This is a genomic window from Micromonospora sp. NBC_00860, from assembly GCF_045207375.1.
Taxonomy (GTDB): Bacteria; Actinomycetota; Actinomycetes; order Mycobacteriales; family Micromonosporaceae; genus Micromonospora; species Micromonospora vinacea.
This window is the reverse complement of sequence record NZ_CP108825.1, coordinates 4,437,272-4,452,812: the sequence shown is the minus strand read 5'-3', so window position 1 is coordinate 4,452,812 and position 15,541 is coordinate 4,437,272. Positions and strand designations below refer to the sequence as shown.

Below are 15,541 nucleotides of genomic sequence, written 5' to 3'. Positions count from 1 at the left end.
GGGGCAGCGGTGAGCACAGTGGACGCACCCTCCAGAGCACGCGCCCCGCTCTTCTTCATCAGCTATTCGCGGGCACCGGTCGGCCGGGCCACCGGCAAACCCGCCGAGTACGTCTCCCGTTTCTTCGAGGACCTCTCCGTCCACGTCAGCGAGCTGGTCGGCCCGGTGACCGGAGTGGACGCCGGCTTCCTGGACACCTCCATCGCCGGCGGCGAACGCTGGAGCCCGGAGCTTCTCCAGGCCGCCGGCACCTGCCAGGTCTTCGTTCCGCTGGTGTCCAGCGCGCTGCTCGGCAGCGAGTGGTGTGGCCGGGAGTGGGACGCGTTCTCCCGCCGACGGATCACCCCGCGACACAGCTCCGCCTCGGTCCACGAGACGGCGATCGTGCCGGTGACCTGGTCGCCGACGAACGGCACCGTTCTGCCCCGGGTGCTCCGCGACATCCAGCGCTTCACCCCGACCGCGATGCCGGATCCCGACATCGCGGTGCACTACCAGCGGGACGGGGTCTACGGCTTGCTGACCATGCAGTGGGAGAACGCGTACCGGGCGGTGGTCTGGCGGCTCGCGCAGCGGATCGTGGCCATCCACCGGTCGTACCTTGTCGAACCCTGGGTGCCGGCGAGCGTGGACGAGCTGTGCAACCGGTTCGCCGAGGAGCCGACGTGAGCCCGCCGGCGGACCGGCGCCGAACCGGGGCGCGCGGAACGTACTTCTTCCTGAGCTACGCCCACTCGGCGCCGCCCCCGGGTGCCCGGGCCGACGCCGACGTCTGGGTCGGCCAGTTCTTCGCCGACCTGACCGACGAGGTGCGGCGGCAGGCGCGCCCGGTCGCCGGAATGCGGATCGGCTTCTTCGACCAGCACATCCCGTTGGGCGCCGACTGGAAGGCGGCCCTCGCCGAGGCGCTCGGTGACGCCGAGGTCTTCGTCCCGCTCTACTCACCCGGCTACTTCAGCCGCCCCTGGGCGTTGGGAGAGCAGGAGTCCTTCCGGGCCCGGCTGACCGCCGCCGGGTCGGCCCGGCTCACCGCCGGCCACCTCACCCCGGTGCTGTGGATCCCGTTCCCCCCGTGGGAGGCCCACCCGGAGCTGGACGGCGCCCTGGACCTGGGCAGGGACGTCCCGGAGTACGCCGCCGACGGCCTGCGCGCGTTCTGCATGCTGGCCTCCTACCGGGCCCAGTACGAGCTGCTGCTGAGCCGCCTGGCGAGCCGGATCGTGCACACCGCCGAGCGGCGACCGATGGGCCCGTCCCGGGCGCCCGGCCTGGACGAGGTGGTCCGTCCCGCGCCGACCGACCCGGACTTCGTCGTCGCCGTCCTGGCCCCGACCCGGGACCGGCTGCCGGCCGATCGCGACCCCGCCGGCTACGCCGCCAGCGGCCGGCTCTGGCGGCCGTACGGGCGTAGCCAGCAACTGCCCGCCGCCGAGTACGCGGTCAGCACCGCCGAGCGGCTCGGGCTGTCGGCCCGTACCGAGGACTTCGCGCAGGCATCCGCGCTGCTCGACCGGCGGCCGGCCGTGTTGCTGGTCGACCCGTGGATCGCGGCGGCGCCGGATGCGGCCGGGGTCCTCGCCCGCCTGCTGCGCGGCCTGCGGGAGTGGGTCGTTCCGCTGGTGGTCACCGACGACGACGACAGCCAGGACGCCACCCGCTGGGCCACCGAGGTCACCCAGCTGTTGCAGGACGCCGGTCTGCCCCAGGTGAAGCGCGCGTGCAGCATGCCGGAGTTCGTCGACCTGATGCCGGCGCTGGTCACCGAGGCTCGCCGGCAGTTCCTCAAGTACGGCCCGGTCGTGCCCTTCGAACCACCGCCGGAGCCGGTGCCGAGCCTGCGTGACGGCCTGCCCGCCGCCGGTTCGACTGTTTCCACCGACCCCGCTTCCACCGACCCCGCGTCCCCGCCTGATGATCCGGCCCCACCGCGTCCCCACGGAGAAAACCGATGAACAACGATCGCGAAGGCCAGGTCGTCACCTTCTACTCGTTCAAGGGTGGAACGGGCCGGACGATGGCGCTGGCAAACGTGGCCTGGATCCTGGCGGCCAGCGGCCGGCGGGTGCTCGTCGCCGACTGGGACCTCGAGTCACCCGGTCTGCACCGCTTCTTCCACCCGTTCCTCGACGCCGAGGCGATTCAGGGCACCAGCGGCGTGATCGACATGATCCGCGACTACGAGTGGGAGACCACCCGGGTCGACGACCGACCGGACCGCTGGATGGAGCAGTACGCCCGGGTCGGGCGGCACGCGTTCTCCCTGCGCTGGAACTTCCCCGACGGCGGCGGCCTCGACTTCCTCTCCGCCGGCCGGCAGAACAGCGACTACGCCGTCTCGGTGAGTGGGCTGGACTGGGACAACTTCTACAACCGGCTGGGCGGGGCGCAGTTCTTCGAGGCGCTGCGGGCGGACATGAAGCGCCAGTACGACTTCACCCTGATCGACAGCCGGACGGGCTTGAGCGACGTCGCCGACATCTGCACCCTGCACCTGCCGGACACCCTTGTCGACTGCTTCACCCTCAGCGACCAGGGCATCGACGGCGCGGCCCGGGTGGCGCACTCGGTACGGGACCGGTACCGGCGACGTGACATCCGGGTCCTGCCGGTGCCGATGCGCGTCGACCAGGCCGAGAAGGAGCGGGCCGAGGCGGGTCGCCTGCTGGCCATGCGCCGGTTCGCCGGGTTGCCCGCCGGCATGACCGAGGCGGAACGGCGGCGGTACTGGGCCGCTGTGGAGGTCCCCTACCGGCCGTTCTACGCGTACGAGGAGACCCTCGCGACGTTCGGCGACCCGCCGGGCTCACCGACGTCGCTGCTGGCCGCGTTCGAGACGTTGACCGGGATCCTCACCGACGGCGCGGTGACCGCGCTGCCACTGATGGACGAGTCCGTGCGGGAGCGGGGCAAGGCTCGCTTCCGCCGACGCACCGAGGCGATCGACGACCAGATCGTGCTCCGGTACGCGCCGGAGGACGCCATCTGGGCCGAGTGGCTGGAACGGGTGCTCAGCTCGGCCGGGCTGCGGGTGGTGGAGCCCACTGCCGCCGTGGGGTCGGCCGGTACGCCGGCCCCGCGCACGCTGACGGTGGTCTCGCCGGCCTACGTGGCGACGCCGTCCGGTGGCCTGCCCGACCGGGACACCAGCACCGGCTCCACGGCCCTGGCCGTGTACGTCGCCGACCTGCGGCCGCTGGCGGAGTTCCCGTCCCAGAGTTCCACCAACCTGGTCAACGTGAGCGCCACGACCGCCGTGGAGCGGGTGTTGCGGCTGGTCGGCCGGCCGGTGCCGTCGTCGGCGGACGGGCCGGCGGGCGGGGCCACCCGTTACCCCGGCACCGAGCCACTGATCTTCAACGCCCCCAACCGGAACGCCCGGTTCACCGGCCGGGAGGACGACCTGGCCCGGCTGCGCGCGCAGTTGCAGAGCGGGGGCAGCGCTGTGGTGCTGCCGGTCGCCCTGCAGGGCATGGGCGGCGTCGGTAAGACGCAGGTGGCCTTGGAATACGTGCACCGGTTCAAGGCCGCGTACGACGTGGTCTGGTGGATCGTGGCGGACCCGCCGCAGTTCGTCGACACCGCCCTCGCCGACCTCGCCGGTCGCCTCGGCATCCTCGTCGGTCCCACCCTGCCCGACACGGTCCGGTCGGTGCTGCAGGTGCTCGGCCGTGGTGAGCCGTACGAGCGGTGGTTGGTCGTGCTCGACAACGCCGAGGAACTCGACCAGATCGAGCCCTTCCTGCCGCAGGGCCCCGGGCACGTCCTGTTGACCTCCCGCAACCGCGCGTGGGGTGACCGGGCCAACCCGATCCAGGTGGACGTCTTCGACCGCACCGAGAGCGTGGCGCACCTCGCCCAGCGGGTGCCCACGATCAGCCCGGAGGAGGCCGACCGTGTTGCCGAGGCGCTCGGCGACCTGCCGATCGCGGTGGCCGCGGCGGGTGCCTGGCTCGCCGACACCGGCACGTCGGTCGCCGACTACCTGCGGCAGATCGAACGGCACGGCCCCAGCGCCCTCTCCGTGGAGGCGACCTGGGACCTGTCGCTGAACCGGCTGCTCGAGCGGGCGCCCGCCGCGTACCGGCTGTTGCAGCTCTGCTCGGTGCTGGCCCCGGAGATCGCCCTCGAACTCATCTACAGCGACGAGATGGCGGCGGCCCTCGTGCCGTTCGACCCGTCGGTGTCGGAGCGGCTCGTGCGCGGCGCCCTGGTCCAGCAGATCAACCGCCTGGCACTGCTCAAGCTCGACGTCCAGGGCGGTCGGGTCCAGGTGCACCGGCTGTTGCAGGCGGTGGTCCGGGACCGGATGACCGACGACGAGATCACCGCCGCCCGACACCAGGTGCACCTGGTGCTGGCCGCCTCCCGACCCCGTGGCGACGTGGACGACCCGACCACCTGGGCCCGGCTGCGCATGCTCTGGCCGCACCTGGAGGTTTCCGAGGCTTTGACCTGCCCGGACGAGTCGGTGTGTCAGCTGCTCATCGACCGGGTCCGTTATCTGTGGCAGCGCGGCGGTCTGGACCAGGCCGACGTGTTCAGCCAGGAGGTGGACGACACCTGGAGCGCGCGGCTCGGCGACACGCGTGAGGAGACCGAGGCGTCGCCGCTGGGCCGCCAGTTGTTGCACCTGCGGTTCAACCGGGCGAACATCCTGCGCAGCCTGGGCCGGTTCGACGAGGCGCGGGACCTGGACGAGGCGGTGCTCGCCGAGCAACGCCGGCTGCTGGGCCCGCTGCACCCGCACAGTCTGATGACCGCCGGCAGCCTCGGCGGTGACCTGCGGGCGCTCGGCCGCTACGCCGAGGCCCTGGAACGGGACCGGTCCACCTACGCCTCCTGGCTCCAGGTGTTCGGCGAGGACCACCCCCGGACGTTGAGCGCCGCCAACAACCTCGCCGTCTCGTACCGGCTGGTCGGCGACTACCGGTCGGCCCGACGATGGGACGACGAGGTGCACCAGCGGCGGCGGCTGGTGCTCGGCCCCACCCACCCGTACACCCTCGTCTCGGCGGTGCGGCTCGGCAGCGACCTGCGGGAAGCCGGCGAGTACGAGCGGTCCGCCGCCCTGCTGCGCACTGTGTACGAGACGTACTGCGAGGTGCTCGGGCCGGACGACGGCCAGAGTCTCGCCGCTCAGGTCAACCTGGCGGTGTCGCTGCGCAGCTCCGGTCGGGGCAGCGAGGCCGCGCCGTTGTTCGAGACCGCCTACCGTGAGCTCGACGAACGCTTCGGTCCGGACAACCCGGACACGGTGGCGTGCCGGTCGAGTCGCGCGGCGAACCTGTTGGCCGTCGGTGACGCGGCTCGGGCGCTGACCGAGATGACAGCTGTGCGCCTGGCGTTCGAGGAGCAGCTCCGGCTCGGCCCGGAGCACCCGCACACACTGGCGACGGTGAGCAACATCTCGGCGGCGGAGCGCGCATTGGGGCGCAGGTCGGACGCGCTCGCCTCGGCGGCCCGGGCGGTCGGGGAGTTGCGCAAGGTGCTCGGCCCGGACCACCCGCACACCCTCGCCGCGGAGGTCAACCAGGCGGTGTGCCTCGCCGAGGAGGGCGACCGGGAGTCGGCGCGGGACCGGCTGCGGGAGACCGCCGGCCGGCTGGCCGCGGTGATCGGCGCGGACCACCCCGACACGCTGCGCTGCCTCGGCGATCTCGCCCTGGTGTCGAGGCGGGCCGGCGACGGCGCGGCCAGCGAGGACGTGGGCGACGTGGCGGACCGGCTGGCCGAGGTGATCGGTCTGGAACATCCCACGGTGCAGACCCTGCGCGAACGGCGGTTCGTGGTCCGGGTGATCGACCCACACACGATCTGACCGGGTCGTCCGGCGGGCAGGTCGTTGTCGGGCCGGTCCGGTGGGGCCGGGCGCTCAGGGCCGCGGGCTGGTCGCGAGGTCCGGCGTGGCCAGCCAGGTCAGGGTCTGCGGCAGGATCTCCACCGCCCCGAAGTGCGCGGCGCCGGGCTGCACCTGCACCTCGGCGCGCGGGATCCGCGAGGCGAGCCAGTGGGAGTGCTCCACCGGGGAGAAGCGGTCCTGCTCGCCGTGCCAGAGCCGGACCTCCGCGCGGATGGCCCCCAGGTCGAACCCCCAGCCGCGCCGGATCGCCAACACGTCGTCGATCCAACCCTCGGGGCCGTGTCGCAGCGCCTCGGAGTACATGTCGGTCAGCAGTCGCCGGATCGCGACGTCGTCGACGACCCGGATGTCCTCGTCGGGCAGTTGGGGGCGGAGGAAGTCCAGCAGCGTCATCGGGTCCCGGCGGGCCTCCTCCGCGCGAACCTTCAGGTTGAGCGTGAGCTCGGCCAGGTCCTCGTCGGCCTGCCCGTAGTCCTCCACGTTCGATTCCGCCATGCCCGCGTACCAGTCCAGGTCGGGCGCGCCGGCCGGGGCGAGCCCCACCAGCACGGCGGCCCGGGTGACCCGGTCCGGCAGCAGCGCGGCGCAGGCCAGGGCATGCGGCCCGCCACCGGACCGGCCCACCACCGAGAACTGGTCGATGCCGAGGTCGTCGGCGATCGCTGCCACGTCGGCCGCGGCGTCGGCCACCCGCCGACCCTCGTGCCGGTCGGAGTCGCCGTACCCGGGTCGGTCGTAGCAGACGAGGTGCACACCGAGGCGGTAGACGACGATGCCCCGGGGCCGGGGGCCGCTGCGGCTGCCCGGGGTGCCGTGCAGCAGGAAGACCGCCGGCCCGTCCGGCGATCCCGAAGTCTCCACCGCGAGGTGCCGTCCGTCCGGGGCCGTGACGGTGCGCTGTGTCGCATCTTGTCGCGTCACGGTTGGCCTCCCGCGGGTCGTCATGTGCTCCCCCGTGAACGGAGCCGCGCATCGTCGGCGCCGAGTGCAAAGCCCCCGAAATCGCCCAGAACACATTCTTGTTGTGCAGCGTACTGCCCGTCGTGGATGCCCGCCATGGGCCAGCGGGTCAATGCCGGTGGGTTGGGCCACCCGAACGGGCCGCTACCCTGGTAGCCCGAGGGGAAGGGGCACCAAGAGGGTGGCTAGGACCTACAACGTCGTGACGTACGGCTGCCAGATGAACGTGCACGATTCTGAGCGGATCTCCGGCCTGCTCGAACAGGCCGGCTACGTGCGCGCCGTGCCGACCGACGACACCCCGGACATCGTCGTCTTCAACACCTGCGCGGTGCGGGAGAACGCGGACAACCGGCTCTACGGCAACCTCGGTCGCCTGCGCCCGGTGAAGGACAAGCACCCCGGGATGCAGATCGCTGTCGGCGGCTGCCTGGCCCAGAAGGACCGCGGCGACATCGTCCGCAAGGCGCCCTGGGTGGACGTGGTCTTCGGCACCCACAACATCGGCGCGCTGCCGGTGCTGCTGGAGCGGGCCCGGCACAACGCCGCCGCCGAGGTGGAGATCCTGGAGTCCCTCGACGTCTTCCCGTCCACGCTGCCCACCCGCCGCGAGTCCACCTACGCCGGTTGGGTGTCGATCTCGGTCGGCTGCAACAACACCTGCACGTTCTGCATCGTGCCGGCGCTGCGCGGCAAGGAGAAGGACCGGCGCCCCGGCGACATCCTCTCCGAGGTGCGTGCCCTGGTCGACGAGGGCGTGCTGGAGGTGACCCTGCTCGGGCAGAACGTCAACTCGTACGGCGTGGAGTTCGGCGACCGGTACGCGTTCGGCAAGCTGCTGCGGGCCTGCGGCGACATCGACGGGCTGGAGCGCGTCCGGTTCACCAGCCCGCACCCGAAGGACTTCACCGACGACGTGATCGCCGCGATGGCCGAGACGCCGAACGTCTGCCACTCGCTGCACATGCCGTTGCAGTCCGGCTCCGACGACGTGCTCCGGGCGATGCGCCGGTCCTACCGTTCCGAGCGCTACCTGGGGATCATCGAGAAGGTCCGCGCGGCGATGCCGGACGCGGCGATCACCACCGACATCATCGTCGGCTTCCCCGGTGAGACCGAGGCCGACTTCCAGCGCACCCTGGACGTGGTCCGCGAGGCCCGGTTCTCCTCGGCCTTCACCTTCCAGTACTCGAAGCGGCCCGGCACCCCCGCCGCGACCATGGACGATCAGCTGCCCAAGCAGGTCGTGCAGGAGCGCTACGAGCGGTTGGTCGCTACCGTCGAGGAGATCACCTGGGCGGAGAACAAGCGCCTCGTCGGGGAGACCGTCGAGGTGCTGGTAGCGGTCGGCGAGGGCCGCAAGGACGAGCGGACCGGCCGGATGTCGGGTCGGGCCCGCGACGGTCGACTGGTGCACTTCGCGACCGAGACCGCCGGTGGGGAGTCCCTCGCTGGGCAGATCCGGCCGGGCGACATCGTGCACACCACCATCACGTACGCGGCGCCGCACCACCTGAACGCCGACGGACCGCCGGTGGCGCACCGGCGCACCCGGGCCGGCGACGCCGCCGAGGCGGGTCGCTCCCCGCGTACCCCCGGGGTTCTGCTCGGTCTGCCGACGATCGGCGCACCGCCGGTCGCGCCTGCCCCCGTCGCTGGCTGCGCCACCCACTGACCGCACGGAAGGGCCCCCCGGACGGGGGCCCTTCCGTGAAGGGCTGAGTCAGACGGTGATCCGGCCGGCGCCGGCGCCCGCCGTCACGATGGACTTGACGGTGCTCGCGGTGTCCAGCTGGTAGGAGTACGGGATGCTGGCCACGCTGCCGCCGGCCTGGCCGGTGGGCGAGTTGACGAAGTGGTTGTTGCGGGCGACCAGGCTGCCGGGCCCCGAGTCCCCCTCGCCGAGGTGGTACGGGTCGTCGACGTTCTCGAAGTAGTTGCCCTCGACGAGCACCCCGGCGTTCTCGGTGGACGCGACGCCGTAGCCGCCGTTGGCCCGGTAGTAGTTGTTGTACACGTGCACCGGGTTGCCGAAGCGCACCCGGGGGTTGCGCTGGTTGCTGCCGTCGAACCAGTTGTGGTGGTAGCTCACCCGCAGGTGGCCGACGTCCTGGCTGGCGTTGTCGTCGCTGTGGCCGAGCAGCATTGTCTTGTCGTGGCTGGAGACCCGGTTCCATGAGACGGTGACGAAGTCGGAGCCGCGCTTGATGTCGACGGCGCCGTCGTACCCGTTGCTGAAGCTGTTGTGGTCGATCCAGATGTTGGTGGCCGACTCCTGCACGTTGATCGCGTCGTCGTTCCAGCTGCGGAAGGTCAGGTTGCGGATGATCACGTTGCGGTCACCGCTGACGTTGAGCCCGCAGCCGGCGATGGTCGCGCCGTAGTTGCCGAGGATGGTCTTGTTGGACCGGACCCGCAGCATGCCCGAGCAGGTGATCGTCCCGGACACCCGGATCACCGCGGCGCCTGTCGCGTTCAGCGCGCTGGTCAGCGCCGAGGCGGTGGTGACGGTGGTGGTGGCCGCGGTGCCGCCACCGGTGGTGCCCCCGTTCTGGGTGGCCCACCCGACCAGTGTCGACGGCGGCTGGGTGCTGGGCGGGGGAGTGCTCGACGGTGGCGGGGTGGTCGGCGGCGGCGTGGTCGGGGTGGTGCTGCCGGTGCAGGCGACGTTGTTCAGTGTGAAGCCGCTCGGAGCCGGGTTGCTGGAGTTGTTCCAGCTCGCGTTGAAGCCGAACGTGGCGCTGGCGTTGGTCGCCAGACTGCCGTTGTAGTCGACGTTTGTCGCGGAGACCTGGTTGCCGCTCTGCGAGGCGGTGGCGCCCCACGCCTGGCTGACCTGCTGACCGGCCCCGTACGACCAGCGCAGCGTCCATCCGGAGACCGGGTCGCCGAGGTTGGTGACTGTGACGTTGCCGGTGAATCCGCCCGGCCACTGGCTGGCGACCGTGTAGGCCACCTGGCAGCCGGCGGCCGCCTGGGCGGACACGGAGGTCAGCAGCCCGGCGGTGACCAGGGTGGCGGTGGCTGCGGCGGTGGTGGCGATCAGCGTCATTCGACGCCGTCCTGTGCGCATGCTGCTTCCTTTCGAGAAGGCGGACGGAGGTGTCGCGACGCCCATGCCCGTGGGCGGCGAGTCTCGGCCGGGACCAGTGGTCCTCGGGCCCGCCAGTGCAGGTTCGTGAAGGAAAGCGGCTCCCGCGCTCGCGCCCACCGACGAAGAGGCAAGCGCTTTCCCGATGAAAGCATAGAAGAACCTTGATGTAAATGGCCGGGACGGCCGATGCGGTGCGCACCGGCCGTCCCGGGTGGGTCAGCAGCTGGCGCCGCTGAGTTTCACAGTGCCCGGCGCGCTGGCCGTGCCGTTGGCAGTGAAGCCCACCGTGACCGACCCGCCCGCCGGCAGCGACGGAGCGTGGCTCGGAGCGGCCGCGGTGACCGTCGTGCCGGACTGCGTGACTGTGGCGTTCCAGCCACTGCCCAACGTCACCCCGGACGGCCAACTCCAGGTGACCGCCCATGGGTTCACCGCGCCCGAACCGGTGTTCTTCACTGTCAACTCGCCCTGGAAGCCGCCCTGCCAGGCGTTGACCTGCCGGTAGGTGGCCGTGCAGGCGCCGGCCGGCGGGTCCGTCGGCGGGTCCGTCGGACCACCGGTCGGCCCGCCGCCACCGGACGGCGCGATCAGGTACGGCTGGAGGATCGCCTGCTTGGCGGTGTTGACGTTGGTCCAGTCGTCAAGAGCGATACCGCCGGTGTCACCCGAGTTGGGGTTCCACGACCAGTAGGTGAAGGACATCCCGGTCACCCCGGTCCCGGTGTACGCCATCAGCTTCTCCAGCCACACCTTGTCCTTCGGGTCGACCAGGGTGCTGCCGAACTCGCCCATCATGATCGGCGCGATGTTCTGCTTGTACAGGTAACCGAAGTACTTGTCCCAGATGGCCGGCATGTTCGCCGGGTAGTCCGGGGCGTCGAACCAGGTCTGCCGGTACACCGAGGTGGCGTACTCGTGCGGCGAGTAGACCAACCGGTTCGCCACGGTCAACCGGACCGGGAACTGCCCCGCCTTCGACAGGTTGCCACCCCACCAACCGCAGTCCTCGTCGTTGCTGGTGTCGCCGTCCCACACGTTGGAGAGGCCGCCGCTCGGGCAGCTCACCCCCTCCACGAAGATCAACCAGTTGGGCTGGACACCGAGGATGGCGTTCCCGGCCCGCTCGGCGGCGAGCCGCCAGTCCCGGGTGGTGTCACCACAGCCCCAGCACGCCCCGGTGGCCGCCGGGTTGGTGCCCTCCGCGTGCGGCTCGTTGTGCAGGTCGGCGCCGATCACCGTCGGGTTGCCCGCGTACCGCTGGGCGAGCATCTTCCAGTCGTTGATCCAGGTCGCCTCGGAGACCGTCGACGTGTACCAGAGCGCCGACTGCCCGGCCGCCGTCGGCCGGTGCCGGTCCAGGATGATCCGCATGCCCTTGCTGCCGGCGTAGTCGATCACCTTGTCCAGGATCTGCAACGGCGACAGCCCGATCAGGTCCGGGTTGACGAAGTCGTTGATCCCACTGGCGGTCGCGCCCGGCTTCAGCGCGTCGTTCGAGTACGGCACCCGCAACGTGTTGTAGCCCAGCCGAGCCATGGTGTCGAGCTGCCCCCGCCACGGGTTGTTCGACCACAGCCCGTGGAAGGTCTTGTTGTCGGTCTCCATGCCGAACCAGTTGATGCCGGTCAACCGGACCGTGGCGCCGGTGCTGTCCACGATCTGGTTGCCGCTGGTATGCAGATAACCGGTACCGGTGCCAGCGGCAACGGCCGGGCTGGTGCTGACGGCGGCGGCGAGGAACACGCCGGCCGCGACGGTGACGAGCGCGGTGACCGCGCCGCCGAGAGCTTTGGGACGGAACATTCGAGCTCCACTTCGGAGGTCCGGCGCCGTCCGGAGACGACGCCGGCGGGCGGCCGTCCGCACGTCACGGTCCCCAAGGGGTACGCGGACAGTGCGCGACGGCCCATGTCACGCGGACGTAGTCACTCGCGGCAGCTCACCGGCGACCCGCGACGGCGGATGTTCCGCCTTCGTCGCCCTCGTGCCGGTGGCCCTACCTGGCTCCGTCGCTCATTCTGATCAGCCCGCGTCAATGCGTCAACCTGCCCCGTCGCCCCGTCGCCCCGTCGCCCCGTCGCCCCGTCGCCCCGCCGCACGCCGCCTCGTCCGGCCCGACAGGTGCACACCCGCCCACGGCCCGCCCGTCCCGTGCGCCACACCCACCCCGCGCCCCACCCCGCAGCCCTTTGCGCCGTGTGCCCCTGGATGATCGCGCTAGAACATGGATGTAGTGGCATCCCGGCCGCTTCGTGGCCACTACATCCAGGTTCGAGCGTGACCTTGACGGTCCCAGGCGCCCAACACCCGCCCCGGCCGCTCGGGAACGGTGTTCGTCGTCAAGATCCGCGCAGTTTCAGGGATGTTGCTGTCTCTCGCGCGTCGGAGGCAGCAACATCCGGGAAGGTGCGCAGATCTTGGCGCGAGGGCGCGAGGGCGCGAGGGCGCGAGGGCGCGAGGACCGAGGGGCGCGGGGCGCGGGGCGCGTGAGGTGGGGTGCGGGCGTTCGAGGGCGTGGGGGCGGACACGCGGGAGCCCCCGGTCCCGAGCGGGACCGGGGGCTCCGGACGTCGTCAGCTCAGCCGGCCTGCTCGGCGAGTTGGAGGAACTGCCGCTTGGAGGCGAGGGCCTGCTCAGCCTCCTTGATCCGGCGTGCGTCCCCGGCGCTCTGCGCCCGGGCCAGCCGGTCCTCGGCCTCCGCCACCTGCGCCCGCATCTGGGCGAGCAGCGGGTTGTCCTCCTTGGTGGTGCGGCGCCACGCCGAGTCCATCACGTCACGGACCTTGTCGTCGATGACGCGCAGTCGGCGCTCCAGCCCGGCGGCCGCCTCGCGGGGCACCCGGCCGGCCTCGTGCCACTGGGCCTGGATCTCGCGCAGCTTGGCCTGGGCGCCCTTGGGGTCGGCGTCGATGTCCAACGCCTCGGCCTCGGCGAGCAGGGCCTGCTTGCGCTCCAGGTTGCCGCGCTGCTCGTTGTCCCGTGCGGAGAAGACCTCGCTACGCCGGCTGAAGAACGCGTCCTGGGCACCCCGGAACCGTTCCCAGAGCTTCTGCTCGGCCTCCTTGGAGGCGCGCGGCGCGGCCTTCCACTGGGTCATCAGGTCCTTGAGCTGGTTGGCGGTGGCCGCCCAGTCGGTGGATTCCTGGAGCTTCTCCGCCTCGGCGACCAGCTCCTCCTTGACCGTCTGCGCCTGCTTGCGCTGCGAGTCCAGGGAGGCGAAGTGGGCGCCGCGGCGGCGGGTGAAGCCGTCCCGGGCGGCGGCGAACCGCTTCCACAGCTCACCGTCGGCCTTCTTGTCGACCCCGCGGATGGTCTTCCACTCGTCGAGGATCTCCTTGAGGCGGTCGCCGGCGGTCTTCCACCCGGTGGATTCGGCGGCCAGCTTCTCGGCCTCCTCGACCAGCGCGGTCTTGCGGGCCAGGGCCTCACCGCGAGCGGCGTCCCGGGCGGCGCGTGCTTCGCCGGCCTTCTCCTCGGCGAGGGTCGCCAGCTTGTCCAGGCGTGCGGCCAGCGCGTCGATGTCGCCGACCACGTTGGCCTCGGGCAGCGTGGTGCGGATCCGCCGGATCGTGCTCAACGAGTGCCCGGCGTCCGCCGCACCCGACTTGAGTCGCGCCTCGGTCAGGTCCACCTCGGTCACCAGGTCGGCGAAGCGACGTGCGAAGTGAGCCAGGCCCTCCTCCGGTGCTCCCGCCTGCCAGGATCCGACCACCCGCTCGCCCTCGGTGGTCTTGACGTACACGGTGCCGTCCGCGTCCACCCGTCCGAAGGCAGTCCAGTCGCTCATGTGCCCATCCTCGTTCTCCCGGCGTCGAGGGACTGATCCCCCGTCGCCGCCACGGCGCAGCCAAGTTGCTTCCGGCATTGTCACAGGTCCGACCCGGTCCGCGTCGAGCGCCTATCGCCGACCGTGACCATACGGTGTCCTAGGGGCCTAATGACCGGATCGGCTCGGAGACGCACCGGGGATTCCCGCTACGGTGAACGGGTGCCACTGGTCGCCGCCGCAGTCTGCCCGCATCCGCCCCTGCTCGTGCCCGAGGTGGCGGGCTCCGCAGCCCCGGAGTTGGATGATCTGCGGGCGGCCTGTGACACCGCCGTACGCCGGCTGCTGGCCGCCGATCCGGACATTCTGCTGCTGCTGGGCACCGGCCCGGTGACCGGCCCGATCCGCACCCCGGCGACCGGTTCCCTCCAGCCCTGGGGTGTCGACCTAGACGTGCCGCTGGTGCCCGGCCAGCCGGACCGGGGCGCGGTGCTGCCGTTGAGCCTGACCGTCGGCGCGTGGCTGCTGGCCCGCCACGACGCGCGGCCGCCGGTGACCGCCGTGCAGGTGGCCGCTGACGCCGGCCCGGCCGAGCTTGCCGCGCTCGCCGACGAGGTCGGCGCCGCCGGTGACCGGGTGGCGGCGCTGGTGCTCGGGGACGGGTCGGCCTGCCGGGGTGAGAAGGCACCCGGGTACGACGACGCGCGCGCCCTCCCGTACGACCAGGCGGTTGCCGCGGCGCTGGCCGACGCGGACCTGGATGCCCTGCTCGACCTCGACCCGGTGGTGTCGACGGAGCTGAAGGCCGCCGGTCGGGCCCCCTGGCAGGTTCTCGCCGGCGCGGCCCGCGCGGCCGGTGGTGGGTGGCGCGGCGAGTTGCTGCACGACTCCGCCCCCTACGGGGTGGCCTACTTCGTGGCGTCCTGGGAGCGGATGTGACAGGCGACGGGGTCGGCACTGTCGTCGCGGTGGTCGGCCCGACGGCGGCCGGCAAGTCGGCGCTGAGCATCGCGTTGGCGCACGCCCTCGACGGGGAGGTGGTCAACGCCGACTCGATGCAGCTCTACCGGGGCATGGACATCGGCACCGCCAAGCTGACCCTCGCCGAGCGGGACGGGGTGCCGCATCACCTGCTGGACATCTGGGAGGTCACCGAGCCGGCGAGCGTCGCGGAGTACCAGCGGCTGGCCCGCGCGGCGGTGGACGACATCCTGTCCCGGGGGCGGGTGCCGCTGCTGGTCGGAGGGTCCGGGCTGTACGTGCGGGCGGTGCTGGAGCGCTTCGAGTTCCCCGGCACCGACGCGGCGCTGCGGGAGCGGCTGGAACGGGAGTTGGCCGAGGTCGGTCCGGCCCCGCTGTACGCGCGGCTGCGCGCCGCCGACCCGGTCGCCGCCGAGGGCATCCTGCCCGGCAACGGTCGGCGGATCGTGCGGGCCTTGGAGGTGATCGAGCTCACCGGAGCGCCGTTCGCCGCGTCGTTGCCGCAGCCCACGCCGTACTACCCGTCGGTGCAGCTCGGCGTCGACCTGGACACCGCCGTGCTGGACGAGCGGATCGCGCTGCGGGTCGACCGCATGTGGGCCGACGGTCTGGTGCCGGAGACCCGGGAGTTGGTCGCACGCGGGCTGCCGGAGGGGCGGACGGCGAGCCGGGCGCTGGGCTACCAGCAGGTGCTGCGCCTGCTCGCCGGTGAGCTGACCGAGGCGCAGGCGCACGACGAGACGGTCCGGGCCACCCGGCGCTTCGTCCGCCGGCAGCGGTCCTGGTTCCGGCGTGACCCGCGGATCCACTGGCTGGACTCGACGACCCCGGACCTGATCGGGGCCGCCCTGCGTCTGGTGCCGGCCGCTGCGCGATGATG

The 15,541-nt window shown here is 72.0% G+C and carries 10 protein-coding genes; 6 read left to right on the top strand and 4 right to left on the bottom strand.

All coding sequences use genetic code 11. The features are described 5' to 3' along the window. Positions 1-9 precede the first annotated feature (9 nt). Genes OH804_RS20375 through fxsT form a run of 3 tightly spaced genes read left to right on the top strand, consistent with a single transcriptional unit; the run spans position 10 to position 5,818 of the window. Positions 10-669, top strand: coding sequence for a TIR-like protein FxsC (locus tag OH804_RS20375; RefSeq protein WP_406058855.1), 660 nt, complete (start codon positions 10-12; stop codon positions 667-669). Continuing rightward, on the top strand, positions 666-1,952 hold the full coding sequence (locus OH804_RS20370; protein ID WP_406058853.1) for a TIR-like protein FxsC: 1,287 nt from the start codon (positions 666-668) through the stop codon (positions 1,950-1,952). Before OH804_RS20375 ends, OH804_RS20370 begins: the two co-directional genes overlap by 4 nt. Next, the gene (gene fxsT / locus OH804_RS20365; protein WP_196921656.1) at positions 1,949-5,818 is read left to right on the top strand and encodes an FxSxx-COOH system tetratricopeptide repeat protein; all 3,870 of its coding nucleotides are present in this window, start codon (positions 1,949-1,951) and stop codon (positions 5,816-5,818) included. The genes OH804_RS20370 and fxsT overlap by 4 nt, the downstream gene beginning before the upstream one ends. A gap of 54 nt (positions 5,819-5,872) precedes the next feature. Here fxsT and OH804_RS20360 read toward each other — a convergent pair whose 3' ends face one another. Beyond that, a complete protein-coding gene (locus tag OH804_RS20360; protein WP_406058851.1) occupies positions 5,873-6,781 on the bottom strand; it encodes an alpha/beta fold hydrolase in 909 nt (302 codons plus the stop codon). A gap of 220 nt (positions 6,782-7,001) precedes the next feature. Here OH804_RS20360 and miaB point away from each other — a divergent pair, with 220 nt between their 5' ends. Further along, positions 7,002-8,495, top strand: coding sequence for a tRNA (N6-isopentenyl adenosine(37)-C2)-methylthiotransferase MiaB (gene miaB, locus OH804_RS20355; RefSeq protein WP_196921658.1), 1,494 nt, complete (start codon positions 7,002-7,004; stop codon positions 8,493-8,495). A gap of 48 nt (positions 8,496-8,543) precedes the next feature. Here the strand turns inward: miaB and OH804_RS20350 are convergent, their stop codons facing one another. The 3 genes from OH804_RS20350 to OH804_RS20340 all read right to left on the bottom strand — a co-directional run bounded on the left by OH804_RS20350 (position 8,544) and on the right by OH804_RS20340 (position 13,701). Next, a complete protein-coding gene (locus tag OH804_RS20350) occupies positions 8,544-9,893 on the bottom strand; it encodes a cellulose binding domain-containing protein (protein ID WP_406058848.1) in 1,350 nt (449 codons plus the stop codon). A 237-nt stretch (positions 9,894-10,130) separates the two neighbouring features. Continuing rightward, positions 10,131-11,717 (bottom strand): cellulase family glycosylhydrolase, encoded by a 1,587-nt coding sequence (locus tag OH804_RS20345; RefSeq protein WP_406058847.1) that lies wholly within the window; start codon positions 11,715-11,717, stop codon positions 10,131-10,133. 775 nt (positions 11,718-12,492) lie between these two features. Next, entirely contained in the window at positions 12,493-13,701 is a 1,209-nt protein-coding gene (locus OH804_RS20340; protein ID WP_196921661.1) for a DUF349 domain-containing protein, read from the bottom strand. A 150-nt stretch (positions 13,702-13,851) separates the two neighbouring features. Here OH804_RS20340 and OH804_RS20335 point away from each other — a divergent pair, with 150 nt between their 5' ends. Both OH804_RS20335 and miaA read left to right on the top strand, forming a co-directional pair. After that, the gene (locus OH804_RS20335; RefSeq protein ID WP_406058844.1) at positions 13,852-14,619 is read left to right on the top strand and encodes a hypothetical protein; all 768 of its coding nucleotides are present in this window, start codon (positions 13,852-13,854) and stop codon (positions 14,617-14,619) included. Further along, positions 14,604-15,539 carry a tRNA (adenosine(37)-N6)-dimethylallyltransferase MiaA gene (gene miaA / locus OH804_RS20330; protein WP_406066608.1) on the top strand — a complete coding sequence of 312 codons (936 nt, stop codon included), beginning with the start codon at positions 14,604-14,606 and terminating at the stop codon, positions 15,537-15,539. Before OH804_RS20335 ends, miaA begins: the two co-directional genes overlap by 16 nt. Positions 15,540-15,541 lie beyond the last annotated feature (2 nt).